The sequence below is a fragment of the Carboxylicivirga sediminis genome (genome assembly GCF_018156225.1).
GTDB lineage: Bacteria > Bacteroidota > Bacteroidia > Bacteroidales > Marinilabiliaceae > Carboxylicivirga > Carboxylicivirga sediminis.
On sequence record NZ_JAGTAR010000038.1, the window covers coordinates 17,098 to 30,752 of the forward strand.

The 13,655-nt window shown below is 41.2% G+C and carries 12 protein-coding genes; 6 read left to right on the plus strand and 6 right to left on the minus strand.

The features are described 5' to 3' along the window. The first annotated feature begins 219 nt into the window (after nt 1-219). On the plus strand, nt 220-798 hold the full coding sequence (locus KDU71_RS19195; protein WP_212192730.1) for a hypothetical protein: 579 nt from the start codon (nt 220-222) through the stop codon (nt 796-798). Between the two features lie 54 nt (nt 799-852). On the opposite strand, the gene KDU71_RS19200 is transcribed toward KDU71_RS19195, so the two are convergent. Further along, on the minus strand, nt 853-1,803 hold the full coding sequence (locus KDU71_RS19200; RefSeq protein ID WP_212192731.1) for a phosphoribosylaminoimidazolesuccinocarboxamide synthase: 951 nt from the start codon (nt 1,801-1,803) through the stop codon (nt 853-855). Nucleotides 1,804-1,888: 85 nt separating this feature from the next. Next, on the minus strand, nt 1,889-2,821 hold the full coding sequence (locus tag KDU71_RS19205; RefSeq protein WP_212192732.1) for a PhoH family protein: 933 nt from the start codon (nt 2,819-2,821) through the stop codon (nt 1,889-1,891). Nucleotides 2,822-2,970: 149 nt separating this feature from the next. On the opposite strand from KDU71_RS19205, the gene mazG reads away from it, so the two are divergent. After that, the gene (gene mazG, locus KDU71_RS19210) at nt 2,971-3,756 is read left to right on the plus strand and encodes a nucleoside triphosphate pyrophosphohydrolase (RefSeq protein WP_212192733.1); all 786 of its coding nucleotides are present in this window, start codon (nt 2,971-2,973) and stop codon (nt 3,754-3,756) included. Nucleotides 3,757-4,412: 656 nt separating this feature from the next. On the opposite strand, the gene KDU71_RS19215 is transcribed toward mazG, so the two are convergent. After that, nucleotides 4,413-4,634 carry a hypothetical protein gene (locus KDU71_RS19215; RefSeq protein WP_212192734.1) on the minus strand — a complete coding sequence of 74 codons (222 nt, stop codon included), beginning with the start codon at nt 4,632-4,634 and terminating at the stop codon, nt 4,413-4,415. A gap of 222 nt (nt 4,635-4,856) precedes the next feature. Beyond that, on the minus strand, nt 4,857-5,489 hold the full coding sequence (locus tag KDU71_RS19220) for a MarC family protein (RefSeq protein ID WP_212192735.1): 633 nt from the start codon (nt 5,487-5,489) through the stop codon (nt 4,857-4,859). A 188-nt stretch (nt 5,490-5,677) separates the two neighbouring features. Between KDU71_RS19220 and KDU71_RS19225 the strand changes: the two genes are divergently transcribed. Together KDU71_RS19225 and KDU71_RS19230 are read left to right on the plus strand one after the other, a co-directional pair. Further along, nucleotides 5,678-7,264, plus strand: a complete 1,587-nt coding sequence (locus KDU71_RS19225; RefSeq protein ID WP_212192736.1) for a sulfatase family protein — start codon at nt 5,678-5,680, stop codon at nt 7,262-7,264. Nucleotides 7,265-7,342: 78 nt separating this feature from the next. Further along, nucleotides 7,343-8,005: a Crp/Fnr family transcriptional regulator gene (locus KDU71_RS19230; RefSeq protein WP_212192737.1), complete on the plus strand. Its 663-nt coding sequence runs from the start codon at nt 7,343-7,345 to the stop codon at nt 8,003-8,005. Nucleotides 8,006-8,068: 63 nt separating this feature from the next. On the opposite strand, the gene KDU71_RS19235 is transcribed toward KDU71_RS19230, so the two are convergent. Next, nucleotides 8,069-9,427, minus strand: a complete 1,359-nt coding sequence (locus tag KDU71_RS19235) for an MFS transporter (protein ID WP_212192738.1) — start codon at nt 9,425-9,427, stop codon at nt 8,069-8,071. A gap of 87 nt (nt 9,428-9,514) precedes the next feature. Further along, on the minus strand, nt 9,515-10,576 hold the full coding sequence (locus tag KDU71_RS19240) for an NUDIX domain-containing protein (protein ID WP_212192739.1): 1,062 nt from the start codon (nt 10,574-10,576) through the stop codon (nt 9,515-9,517). A gap of 164 nt (nt 10,577-10,740) precedes the next feature. Between KDU71_RS19240 and KDU71_RS19245 the strand changes: the two genes are divergently transcribed. Both KDU71_RS19245 and gnd read left to right on the plus strand, forming a co-directional pair. After that, complete coding sequence (locus KDU71_RS19245) at nt 10,741-11,850, plus strand: glycosyltransferase family 4 protein (protein WP_212192740.1); 1,110 nt, start codon at nt 10,741-10,743, stop codon at nt 11,848-11,850. Nucleotides 11,851-12,099: 249 nt separating this feature from the next. Continuing rightward, nucleotides 12,100-13,554, plus strand: coding sequence for a decarboxylating NADP(+)-dependent phosphogluconate dehydrogenase (gene gnd / locus KDU71_RS19250; RefSeq protein ID WP_212192741.1), 1,455 nt, complete (start codon nt 12,100-12,102; stop codon nt 13,552-13,554). The last annotated feature ends 101 nt before the right edge of the window (nt 13,555-13,655 follow it).

A 13,655-nucleotide genomic window follows, 5' to 3' on the forward strand; every position in this document is an offset into this window, starting at 1 on the left:
GATTGATGGAGAGGTTTTTTGTGAGGCTTTAATAGGGGATGTATTGAGGTATTGTGTTGTTAAATGTAAATTTATAAATGCCAGTATGATAGATGTATATGGGGTAGGATGGAGTTTGTGTTAATAAGTGTTAAGGTTTTGGCATGGCGTTTGTTTTGTTATGAATAACAAAATTGACATTCTGGCCTGAATGATTGTCTAACTTTAAAATTAGGAGTCATGAAACGATTACATATATTATCCTCCATACTAATTTTTGCATTGTCTGTTATTAGTTTGTCACTTAGTGCACAAGGTAATAGTTGGCATAGTCGCAAGAATAATCGCAACAGCAATGATTACAGGGAACACTCAAATGCCAGACATCATAAAAAAGCTAAGCATAATGATACCCATACTTATCATCGCCATTATGAACATTCACACAGGTATGAGCGCAATGATTGCAGGGAGGATTATGGATATAGCGACAGATATGCTCATCAGCATAAACGTTATCATAAGTCAAAACACAAACGTGTTGAAAGTTGTTATGTGAGATGCTTACCTAATCGTTATTACACCAAGGTGTATGTTGGCGGAATGGCCTATTATCACTGCGATGGCCAGTTGTATACTTATCACAGGGGTTGTGGATATCAATTGGTTGATATTCATTGTCACACTGTGAGACACTTACCGCAACATTGTGATACGCGTATGTATGATGGAAGGCGATATTACTATAAAGATGGCTACTGTTATTTGCCTCAAAGAGGTGGTGGCTATCAGGTATTCAATTTTTCAATAAGATTATAAATGCAAAAAGGGGAGCTGAAAGCTCCCCCTTTGCATCGTATATGTAGTGATTATTTACAAAGACTTCAGATATTCAGTCACATTTTTCTCAACACGACCCACTACCTCTGAAACATCAGCTTTTACAAATTTATCACCTGTAATGCTTTCGTAAAGCTCTATGTAGCGCTCTGATACCTGCTCAACAAATTCGTCAGTCATTTCAGGTAATACATCTCCTTCGCGCCCCTGGAAGTTGTTTTCCATCAACCATTCGCGCACAAACTCTTTAGATAGCTGCTTCTGGTTTTCGCCTTTATCAAAACGCTCCTGGTAGCCATCAGCATAGAAGTAACGTGATGAATCGGGTGTATGAATTTCGTCAATCAGGTAAATCTGACCATCTTTTTTACCAAATTCATATTTGGTATCAACGAGGATTAATCCCATTTCTTTGGCGATTTCGCTGCCGCGCTTAAACAGAGCCAGCGAAATACGTTCCAGTTCCTTGTATTCTTCTTCTGATACTAAACCTTGTTTGATGATTTCCTCACGTGTAATGTTTTCGTCGTGGGCACCCTGCTCAGCCTTAGTGGTTGGTGTTAGGATTGGCTCAGGAAAAGCCTGGTGCTCTTGCATGCCGTCCGGAATAGGTACACCACAAATGTCGCGTCCGCCATCTTTGTATAAACGCCATGAACTACCAGTCAGGTAACCACGCACAATCATTTCAACCGGATAGGTTTCGCACATATGACCAACTGTTACGTTTGGGTCTGGCGTGGCAATCTTCCAGTTAGGAACGATGTCGGCAGTAGCATCCAGAAACTTAGCTGCAATCTGGTTCAAAACCTGCCCTTTGTAGGGAATGCCTTTAGGTAACACCACATCAAATGCTGAAATGCGGTCAGAAACAACCATAACCAGGTAGTCATCGTTAATATTGTAAACGTCGCGTACTTTTCCTTTGTATACGCTTTTTTGTCCCGGAAAATTGTAATCCGTTTTAACAATCGCTTTACTCATAATTATTAGTTTATAATCAATATTAGTTATTCCTTTAGTTTTGTTTTATACCCGTTTGGCTGTTTCCTTTAGTAAGTTGTCTTGATTATTCTTTATCGTATGCTTCAACAATATCCTGAACTAATTTATGTCGAACAATATCTTTGACTGTAAAGTTCACACGTTCTATTCTTTCAATGCCTTTTAATATGCGCATGGCTTGTACCAGTCCCGACTGCTGCTTGTTGGGCAAATCAATTTGTGTTACGTCTCCTGTGATAATGAATTTGGCAAATTCACCCATGCGCGTCAGGAACATCTTCATCTGATTATTGGTAGTGTTCTGTGCCTCATCAAGTATAACGCAGGCATTGTTTAGAGTGCGACCCCGCATGAATGCCAGAGGAGCTATTTGTATGGTACCATTTTCCATAAACTCTTTTAGCTTCACAGCCGGAATCATATCCTGAAGTGCATCATAAAGAGGCTGTAAATAAGGATCGATTTTTTCTTTCATATCCCCAGGCAGAAAGCCAAGTTTTTCGCCGGCTTCAACGGCTGGCCGGCTTAATATAATGCGTCGCACCTTCCTGTTTTTAAGAGCCGCCACCGCCAAGGCAATGGCTACATATGTTTTACCCGACCCTGCCGGTCCGACGGCAAATAACAGGTCGTTGTGCTTAAAGCTTTTAACCAGTTTCTCCTGGTTTTCAGTACGTGCTTTAATGGGTTTGCCACTGGTACTGAATAGAATAATATCACTGTCGCTACTGGCTTCGGTGAGCCTGTCGCCCAGCAATATTTCATTTAATGATTTTTCGCTGAGTACATTGTAATTATTGTAGTGTGTCAGCAGTAAATTCACTTTTTCTTCAAAGTCGGCTACCTCTTCTGCATCGCCAATGGCTTTTAGCCAATTACCCCTGGCAACAATATTCAATTTTGGGAAACGATTCTTAATTTGTTCCAGTTTGGCATTTTTAACCCCCAGGAACTCCACTAAATCAACCGATTCGAGGTAGATTAACTTTTCTATCATAAAGTGGTATAAATCCTTAATTTTGTATTCTGCAAAGTAACAATATTTTTTGCATTTGAGGGCTGACAAATGTGCGATTCATTGCACGATAATTATAAAAAATTCCATAAAATATCTATTCTGATTTTTCAACTAAAACGAAACGCAAAATGAGCCAACATCAACACGAATCGACATTGATTGTATTTAATGAGTTACTGACAATAATGGACGAGCTGCGTGCAAAATGTCCTTGGGATAAGAAGCAAACGAATGATTCGTTGCGCACTCTCACCATTGAAGAAACCTATGAGTTGGCCGATGCGATACTGAAGAACGACCCAATGCTGATTAAAAAGGAATTGGGCGACTTGCTGCTGCACATTGTGTTTTATTCCAAAATTGCGTCCGAAGCAAAAGACTTTACTATGGCTGACGTCATTAAAGCACTTAACGAGAAGTTGATATACAGGCATCCGCATATATTTGGTGATGTAGAGGCCAATGATGCGAAAACTGTGGAAGAGAATTGGGAAAAGCTGAAGTTGAAAGAAAAGGACGGCAATAAATCGGTGCTGGAAGGTGTACCTATGTCACTGCCGGCCATGGTGAAAGCCAATCGCATACAGGATAAGGCTCGTGGCGTAGGTTTTGACTGGGAACACAAAGAACAGGTGTGGGATAAAGTGAAAGAGGAGCTGGAGGAACTGATTGTTGAGGTGGAAGCCAATGATGAAGATAAGATGGAGGCTGAGTTTGGCGACTTGCTATTTTCAGTGATTAATGCGGCTCGTTTATATGGCGTTAATCCCGAAAATGCCCTGGAAAGAACCAATCGTAAGTTTATTAAGCGGTTTAATTACCTGGAAGAGAAGACGCTAAAGCAGGGTCGAGATTTGAAAGCCATGAGCCTGGCCGAAATGGATAAGATATGGGAAGAGGCCAAAAAGTTGTAATTCGATATTTTTGACGAATGACTATATGTTGCTTATTTATTAAACAGTATTGGTGCTTCAAATAATTGCGCATTTGCTGTACTTAAAATATTCAAATATCTGTATATTCCTGAAATGTAGGTTGTTGATGTTTTGTGGTGTGATTTAGCCAAATATTAATAGAATTTAAATAAGTAAATTATATCAATTATAATACACACGTAAGGTTGCTTTGTCAAACAAAAACGCATGTTAGTCATAAAAAATCAACCATTCGTCAATAACGAATAACATCTGAAGGTAAACCTCAGTAAACGCAAGTGAATTCACAATTCATTTTAAACACTCAAAGAAACTGAAACGGACGGTTTCTTAAAACACCCAACACTATTCAACATCCTTTTACCTCTGCAGCCAAGTTCTAACCCAAGAGAAACTGCAGAGGTTTTTTTTGCCTTTTAAGGCGAATACTGCAGAAGGAGCGCTTATGGGGAATCAATTTTTACTTTCCTGCTATACTTCAATGGACTTTTCTTTTACCGGTATCAATGCTGGCTGCTATGCAGGGCTTTTCGCGGTGTCGGTAATGCCTGCCTGCTGCTGTACACCACCATTCCGGTTGCCCCAATGGGTATCTGCAGCAGTTGACATACATGCATGGCGCCCAGCATGCCCATCTACAGCAGACGGAGGCCTTCCCGGTTGCCCAAACCCGGTTGTTCGTCGCAACAATAGCCTTTCTGGTAACCCGTAAGCACCTGTGCGTGCCAACAATGGCCTTCGCGGCTGCCCAAAGGCTCATCTACATCAGACGGAGGCCTTCCTGGTTGCCCAAAGCCGGTTGTTTGTTGCAACAATACCCATTCCGGTAGCCTGGAAGCACCTGTGCGTGTTGACAAAGCCCTTCCCGGCTCCCCAAATGCCCGTCTGCATCTGTAGGAGTCCTTCCTGGTTGCCCAAACCCGGTTGTTTGTTGCAACAATGGCTATTCTGGTTGCCCGGAAGCTTGTTTGGATTAGGCAGTGTTCAGTAGTGAGTAGTTAGAAGGCATAAGGCATAAGGCAATAGCCAGAAACCCTCAACTTTAAACTCTCAACTCTCAACTTTAAACCCATCAACCACTAGTGCATTATATCAATCAATATCGGTTTAAGTCCGCTGAAGAAGAACTCAACAGCAATTACCATAACAATGAGTCCCATCAGACGCATCAGAACATTGTTGCCGGTTTCCCCAAGCGCTTTAATAATTCGGCTGGAACTTAATAAGATGAAGTAGGTGAGTAGCACCACCAACGCTAATGCAGCAATCAGAACGGCAGCTCCAACCATACCACCAGCATCTTCCATCAATACAATGGCATTGGTAATGGCGCCCGGCCCGGCTATCATCGGTATAGCCATAGGGGTAATTGAAATGTCATTCACGTATTTCTTTACTTCCGAATCTTTCAGCTTAACCTTGGTCAGGCGTGCCTGTAGCATATCCATGCCCATAATAAAGAAGATAACCCCGCCAACGATGCGAAAGCTATTTACCGAAATGCCGAAAAACTTAAAAAGCAGCTGTCCGGATAGGGCAAATGCCACAATGATAATGAAGCCAACCAAAGAGGCTTTTTTAGCAGTACGAGCCCGGTCCTGAGGTGTTAAGTCGGCACTCATGGTCATAAATATGGGCATCACGCCCAATGGGTTGATGAGCGTAAAGAAAGAGGTAAACGCTAAAATGCCAAGGGTAATCAGTTCGTTCATTGTTTTTAGTGGCAAATGTATCAACCATTACCCTAACTTTATTTCAATAAGCAACTGATTTTTATCATAGATGAAAATGTTTTAACATGTTCCGATAGGTTAGTAAATGTTCTGTTATTGAAAAACGTGTGTTCAACATCTAAAAGCATTGCTTACCTTAGGTTCTGCTAAATAAAAATTATAAAATCATGCCCAAGAATTTAGTACATCTATTTATACTGGTTGTATTGTTTACATCGTGTAACAGAGCTGAACAATCGGAGAATAAGCAGCCCAATATACTGTTTATTATGAGTGATGATCATGCCTATCAGGCCATCAGTGCCTATGGTCATCAGCTTAATCATACGCCTAATATCGATCGCCTGGCCAGTGAAGGAGCTATTTTCAAACGCGCCTATGTGACGAATTCGATATGTGCTCCCAGCCGGGCGGTGATGCTCACAGGTAAGCACAGTTTTGTTAATGGCAAGGTCGATAATATGCAGCCCTTTGACTGGGAGCAGGATAACTTTGCCAAACAATTGCAGAAGGCTGGTTACACAACTGCTATGATTGGTAAGATTCATCTGCATGGCCTGCCACAAGGGTTCGATTACTCCAATGTTTTGCCAGGACAGGGACAATATTATAATCCTGATTTTATAGAAAATGGCGTGAAGAAGCAATACCATGGCTATTGCACAACCATAACCACCGAACTGGCGCTTGACTGGTTACAAAATAAGCGACAGAAGGATAAGCCATTCCTGCTGCTGTATCATCAAAAAGCACCCCACCGCTCATGGATGCCTGAACTTAAGTATTTTGAGTTATTTGATGACAAGGAGTTTGCGCCACCCGCTAATTTTTACGATGATTTTAAAGGGCGCCGCGCTGCAGCAACTCACGAAATGGGAATACGTGAACATATGGATTTGGCATACGACTTGAAGATGTTCGATAAGGAAGGTGAACTGGGTGGGCATTTGAGGCAAAGCGCCGGTTGGGTTACCAACAGGATGGACTCAGTGCAGCGTGCCCAATGGGATGACTACTATGATCCAATCATTGAGGATTTTAAACAGCATAAGATGGAAGGAGAGGAGCTGGCCCTTTGGAAATACAATCGCTACATCAAAGATTATCTGCGCTGCATACAATCGGTTGACGACGGTGTTGGAGAAGTGCTTGATTACCTCAAGGCAGCCGGCTTGGAGGAAAATACCATTGTCGTTTATACTTCTGATCAAGGTTTTTATCTGGGTGAGCATGGTTGGTTCGATAAGCGGTTTATGTATGAAGAGTCGTTTCGTACGCCTTTATTAGTGCGTTACCCTAAAGAGATTAAAGCCGGGACAACCGTCAACAAGTTGGTACAAAACCTCGATTTTGCACCCACCTTCCTGGATTATGCCGGGGTTACAGTATCCGATGATATTCAGGGAGAATCGTTTCGAAAACTGGTAACAGGTGATGACAGCAACTGGCGCGATGCCATTTACTATACGTACTATGAGTATCCGGCCGAGCACCATGTGAAGCGGCATTATGGTATTTGTACCGAGCGCTATAAGCTTATTCATTTCTATTACGATATTGATGAATGGGAGCTATATGACTTACACAATGATCCGGGGGAGATGAATAATGTTTACGACCAGGCTGATTATACAGATGTGCAGCAAATGATGCATGTAAAACTGGAGGAGCTTCGCAAGCAGTATGGCGATAGTGATGAGCTAAACCAAATGCATCTCGACCGCTATCTGCAAAAGCGACAAGTCCGGAAGTGATAAAAATCTTATGTTCCAGGCTAAGTATCTGAAAAGAAATTTGTATGTTGCCCATGCGTTAATAATAAGGAAGCAGACATGCCATTAAGTAATATCATAAAACATATTCAGGCGAATGAGGAGTTGTGGAATCAGGCCATTCAGCAATGCACATACTACAAAAGTGGTGAAGTGGTGTATGAGCAGGATACCAACATGAAACATGCCTATTTCGTCAACAAAGGCTTATTGAAAATATACCGTATTGGTTCAAAAGGGGAGCAACAGATAGTGCGCCTGGTGAAGGAAGGCGATTTGTTTGGGTTTCATTCACTTTTAGGTGACGAGCCAGAAGTTACAGCCTGCGAAAGCTTAACCGATAGTGAAGTGTGCGTTATCCCCGGTGAGGCATTTAAGCGCGCCATTAGTCAGAATAAAGAGCTGGCCGATTTACTGATTAAGAAGACCTGTGATGAGTTGAAGAACTCATACAATTCGCTGGTTGAACTATCGCAAAGGACCGTACGCGGCCGTTTGGCTAATTTGTTACTTAAGCTGCACGAATCGTTTAAGACATCAGCCGATGAGGCCATTCCATTGGTAATTTCGCGGTTGGATATGGCCCGTTGGATTGGCACTTCTAAAGAATCAGTCAGTCGTTTGATTACCGAATTTAAAAATGACGGTATCATACGTTTTGACAGGCGTGAGCTGATTATTGCCAATAAAGAAAAGCTGGAAAGAATTATTATGCTGTCGTAATAATTAGGGCTGAAGATATTTTTAAAGGATGGTAATCAATTGACTACCATCCTTTTTTGTATGCTATTTTTTGTTGAGCGGTAACTCCACCCCAAAGCCTTTTTTCTTATCCTCAAATTTAAGCAGCAGGGCAAATATCAAGCCCAATAAGCTAACAGCAGCAAACATTAAAATAGTGGCTGTGTAGTCCGAAATTTCAGGATTGCCAGGATTTGTTGCATCAAGTATAGCTCCAGCTAATAGAGGAAAAACAAAAAGACCAAGGTTTTGTATCGAGTACATCAAGCCGTATGCCGTTCCAATTTTGTTTTCATCCACAAGCTTAACCATAGTTGGCCACATGGCAGCAGGCACTAAAGCATAAGCGATGCCTAGCAGTATTATTGGAATTAATGGAGGCGTATATGTTAATGCAAATAAAAGGTGGGTTATAAGAAGTGTTATTGCTCCGAAAATCATTGCACTTGCACTTTTTCCCTTTCTATCAATCAACGCTCCAAATATAGGAGTGAATATTAAAGTTCCCATTGGCAGAAACGAGGTTAGGTTACCACTTTCGATAGAGCTAAGCCCGAATTTGTCTGAAATAAAATCGGGTGCGTAATGGTTAAACGGGAAGATTGCCGAATAAAACGTTACGCATAACAATGCGATATATAAATAAGCTCTATTTTTTAATAAGTCGATAATGTCTCTAATAGAGAAGCTATCTGTGGTTGATGCATTATTTACTGGTTGTATTTGTCGGTCAAGTTTGGCATCAAAAAGCATATATACCAGAAAAGCTAACAAGCCTATTGAAACTAATATAGCTCCGAACCAAATTGCGCTGCTTAAGTTGGTGCCTTCGTTCGAAATGAAAGGGGATATTCTTAGGGCTGCAAATGAGCCTAAACGACCAAAAGCTACTTTTAGACCAAAGGCTAAAGCCAAATCTTTACCATTGAACCATTTAACTAATATTTTACTAACTACAACAATTGTTGTTTCAGCGCCAAGTCCAAAGAAGAATCTTCCCAATAACATCACTTTAAGCTCTGGTGAGAATCGAGGAAGGAATGAACTCATCAGTTCGTAACCAAAACCACCGTTATTAAAGTAATCAGAAGCTCCGTAAGCTGTTAAGAAAGCTCCAATTGTCATGAAAAGCACGAAAAGAAAACCAGTTCTTCTAATTCCAATTTTATCCAGAATAATCCCGCCAATGACAGCCATTAACAAAAAAGTATTTGGCACTGAATAAAAAGATGCAAATAAACCATAATCTGTTCCTGTGAAACCAAATACAGTTCGCATATCATCTTTTAATGTTGAAAAGGCATCGTAGAAATAGTAGTTGACTGATAGCACAAAGCCTACCAGCAGGAGAACGCCCCAGCGCATGGCGGCTGATTCGTTGAGTGCTTTTTTAATTGTATTCATTGATAATGAAGTATTGATTTTGAATTGGGTGGCAAAATAGTGAATTACATTTTTTTATTGTCTGATATTTGATAAGATACCCTTATTTTAGATGAGCATATCTCTAAATCGTTCAAACTCATGCTCGAAATTGGGCGTGAAAATCCCTTTACCCAATTGCTTGTTGATTTCATCAATCGACCAGAAGCGCACCTCATCTACTTCTTGCTCATCAAATCTGAATGGGCCTTTGTGAGCAGTTTTAAATACAAAAACCATTTCTTTTTCAATGGGGCTCTCCCAAATGTAGCGGGTGATGGCCTGTGCTTTAAAATTCTCCAGTCCTATTTCTTCAAGGGTTTCTCGTTGAAGTGCCAGTTCAATGCTTTCGCCAGTTGATACATGCCCGCCTACGGCAGTATCCCATTTGCCTGGCTGAACCAGTTTGTGTGCTGGCCGCTTTTGTAATAGTATCTGCTGATTATAAACGACGTGCAGGTGAACAACAGGGTGCAGCAGAAAGGATTGTTTATGCACATGCGAACGGGGAGCCGAACCAATGATTTGGCCATCTTCACTAATAAGAGGTAGCCATTCATCCTGTTTTAGCTGTTTGCTTTCTCTTTTTTTCTGCCACCATTCGAAGGCCAAAAAGATGCCTGCTACTACTATGAAACCGGCACTTGCCAGGAACTTCCACAGGCGTGTGTCATCTAGAAAGGAAGCCGCTATAGTTGCCAGCGAATAGACCAACAGTAGCCAAAAGATACGTTTCATGCTTTGCTGCATTAACCACACCTGATAGGGATTGATGGTTACCTTTTTCATATAGCGCTGGCTCATTTGCAGCATCAGGTTCTGTTTGGTGAAAACAGAGAAGCCTACCAGGCCTGTCATAATTAAACTGATAATGCCTGGTTTGAGCATAAAAAAGAGTTCATTGTCCAGCAGAATAGAGACAAGGCCCAAGGCAATAATTAGTCCCACATCAACCAATATAAAGCGTTCAAGTTTTTTACTTTTTGTATACTCAATAAGTAATTCTGAGATTCCGATTATAATGGCCACGATTAAGCCATAAATGGTTCCCCAGATTTCATCAACAATAATGAAGACGATAATAGGTAGGAAGCCGGGTAGGAGCTGTTTGAGAAGTTGTGCTTTATTCATAATTACATTGACCTGAGCTGCGAAGATAACAAACGCAATGCTAATACCGATTGATATGTACTAGTGTATTCATAGAACTCGTTCGCTTGGATAATTGTGATTATCTGGCCCAGCTATCGACCTTTTTATTACTTTTGTGTACTGATTTTACTGAAACATTATTTATGAACGGTTACACAATTCAGTTACTGATCCCATTTGCCTCCTTTTTATCTTTTATGATGGTGTTTTTATCAATACCAACCATACTTAGGGTGGCGCATTCAAAAAACTTGTTTGATGAACCTAATAAACGCAGTGTTCATCGTATGCGGATTCCTACGCTGGGCGGATTGGCCATTTTTATTGGTTTCCTGTTTACATATTCGTTGTTTGTCGATTGGTTTCAGTTTATTGAAATTCCATTTCTGATACCGGCTCTACTTATAATTTTTGGCATAGGTATAAAAGATGATATATTAGTGACGGCACCAATGGTTAAGTTGGCTGGTCAGCTCATTGCTGTTATAATTGTTGTGGGTTTGGGTGGTCTGCAAATCACCGATTTTCACGGATTCTTTGGCCTTCATCCTGATCCTTTCTGGGGTACGGTGCTCACGATAGTGGGAATGGTATTTATCATCAATGGCTTTAACCTGATTGATGGTATCGATGGTTTGGCCGCTATCACTGGTATTATTACATCTTTGTCCTTCTCTGTTTGGTACTTTATTAATGAAGATTACCACATACCTACACTTGTGGCAGCATTGGTGGGAGGATTATTGGCTTTTGCCTACTACAACATCTTCTCAAAGCGCCAGAAGATATTTATGGGTGATACCGGTTCATTGATTTTGGGTTTTCTGATTGCTGTAGTAGCAGTGCATTTTAGCGAGTTTAATCGCCCTGACAATCAGTACAAACTGTTGCACACAATGAATAGTGCACCAGCTGTTGCCATAGCCATTCTGATAGTTCCTATTATTGATACCTTGAGGGTGTTTATGTTGCGAGTAGCGCAGGGGAATTCACCCTTTGCAGCAGACAAAAATCACATTCACCACCGCATGCTGGCTCTCGGTTTTTCACATCTGCAAATCAGTTTAATTATCGGCTCTATTAACATTGCATTTGTGATACTGGCCTTTTCGTTGCGTAACTGGGGTATGCTAAGGCTAAGTATTCTGATTTTATCTTTAGGCTTTGCTGTGGCTTACATTCCTTCAATAGTACTTTACTATAAGCGACGTCATTTCATCAGGCGCCTAAATCAGATGAAAAACAAAAAGTAATAGCTGATAATTACTGCTTGTTTGGGCATGAATTTAATATGTGTAAATCGGGCTGTGTATTTAAACAACTATTGCCGTTTTATGTTATATGTGTTAAGCAACTTGAAGCAATGAAGACGGTTACAGTGCGGTTCTTGGTGCTTAAATTATTTTCTTAAAGAACATTAACTAAAGAATAAGCTGGTTAATAATCCTGATAATTGATAGTGTTAATTAGCTTTTTCTTATACACCACTTGAAAAGATAATTATGGAAACATTAGCTGATATAGGCCTGATTGGTTTGGCCGTAATGGGCGAAAATCTGGTACTCAACATGGAAAGTAAAGGGTATCGGGTGGCAGTTTACAACCGTTCAACCGATAAAGTGGATAACTTTATCAATGGTAGAGGTAAGGATAAAAATATTGTGGGGACCCATTCGATGGAAGAGTTGGTAGCATCAATCGACCGCCCACGGAAAATAATGATGATGATTAAAGCCGGGACTGCAGTTGATGCAACTATTGATGCTCTTCTGCCTTTGCTGGAACCCGGTGACATTATTATTGATGGCGGTAATACCCATTATCCCGATACCGACCGACGAGTTAAGTACGTTGAGAGCAAAGGAGTTTATTATATTGGAGCTGGTGTTTCCGGAGGTGAAGAAGGAGCTTTGTTAGGTCCTTCAATCATGCCCGGAGGTTCAAAAGCTGCCTGGCCATCAGTTAAGCCGGTATTTCAATCTATCGCCGCCAAAGTAGAGGATGGTTCTCCTTGTTGCGATTGGGTAGGTGAAAATGGAGCCGGTCACTTTGTGAAGATGGTGCATAATGGCATTGAATATGGCGATATGCAGTTGATTACGGAAGCCTATCATATCATGAAAGATTTATTGGGCTTATCAGCTGATGAGATGCATGAGGTATTCAAAGAGTGGAATGAGCAGGAGCTGGACTCGTACCTGATTGAAATTACCCGGGATATTATGGCCTACAAAGATGAAGACGGCGAACCTTTGGTTGAAAAGATCCTGGACAAAGCTGGTCAAAAAGGAACCGGTAAATGGACGGGTATTACAGCGCTTGATTTGGGTGTGCCGCTAACCTTGATTGGAGAAGCTGTATTTTCTCGTTGTTTATCTTCAATAAAAGACGAACGAGTGGAGGCATCTCAAATCTTAACCGGACCAAAAACTGTATTTGAAGGTGATAAAAAAGCATTTATTGCAGCTATTAAAGATGCCTTGTATGCCTCGAAAATTGTGTCTTATGCACAAGGGTATGCTTTGATGCATGCCGCTGCGCAAGAGTACGGGTGGAACCTGAATTATGGCGGTATTGCCCTAATGTGGCGTGGTGGTTGTATCATCAGATCGGCATTCCTGGGAAAGATAAAAGAGGCCTTTGATCAGCAGCCTGGGTTAACTAACTTATTGCTCGATCCATATTTTAAAGCAGCGATTGATAAGGCACAAACTGGCTGGCGCAAGGTGGTAGCAACAGCTGTAATGAATGGTATTCCAACGCCTGCTTTTGCAACAGCCCTGAGCTATTATGATGGTTACCGTTCGGCCAATTTGCCGGCCAACCTGCTTCAGGCCCAACGCGATTACTTTGGAGCTCATACCTATGAGCGTATCGATAAGCCAAGAGGTGAATTTTTTCACACTAACTGGACCGGCCGAGGTGGAGATACGGCCAGTACAACTTACAATGTTTAAATAGCCTGTAATAATATTGAAATAGCCCGATCAAATAGTTGAATCGGGCTGTTTTGTAATTTAGAGGTTTTCAATACACCTGATGTGCGAGATAATACTGC